Annotated in this window: 1 protein-coding gene; it reads right to left on the reverse strand. The window is 44.3% G+C overall.

Features of this window, described 5'->3' with window-relative positions; translation table 11 throughout:
- Nucleotides 1–26: 26 nt before the first annotated feature.
- A partial coding sequence (locus tag H5202_RS24880) for an IS66 family transposase (protein ID WP_182774156.1) occupies nt 27–476 on the reverse strand: 450 nt, incomplete at its 5' end.

Below are 476 nucleotides of genomic sequence, written 5' to 3' on the forward strand. Positions count from 1 at the left end.
GTAAGCGGTCAATGAACTGGTGAAGCTTATTCTGCTTCACCTAAATCAACATTCCACGGCAGCAAATCAGTCATATCATCTGATGGTGCACGCTTGGGTAATTCCGTAAAGAGATGACGGAAATAGTAGTAGGGATTCAAATCATTGGCACGGCAGGTCATCACCAGGCTGTATAAATTAGCACTGGCTTTAGCGCCACCCACCGACGTCGAGAACATCCAATTTTTTCGCCCTGTGGTAAATGGCCGGATATCTCGCTCAGTGACATTATTATCAATACTGATATCCCCATCTTCAAGATAGGTCAGTAATTTGGGCCATTGATTTAAGGTGTAACTAATGGCTTTGCCCAATGCCCCTTTAGGTAAAACATGTTGGCTGTTTAGCCAGTCGTAAAACTCATTGAGGATAGGTTCGGCTTGTTGCTTTCTCAGCTGTTGACGCGCTTGGGAGGTTAAGTTTTTTGCCTGTTTTTC

Origin of the sequence: Shewanella sp. SG41-4, assembly GCF_014164505.1 — a bacterium.
GTDB lineage: Bacteria > Pseudomonadota > Gammaproteobacteria > Enterobacterales > Shewanellaceae > Shewanella.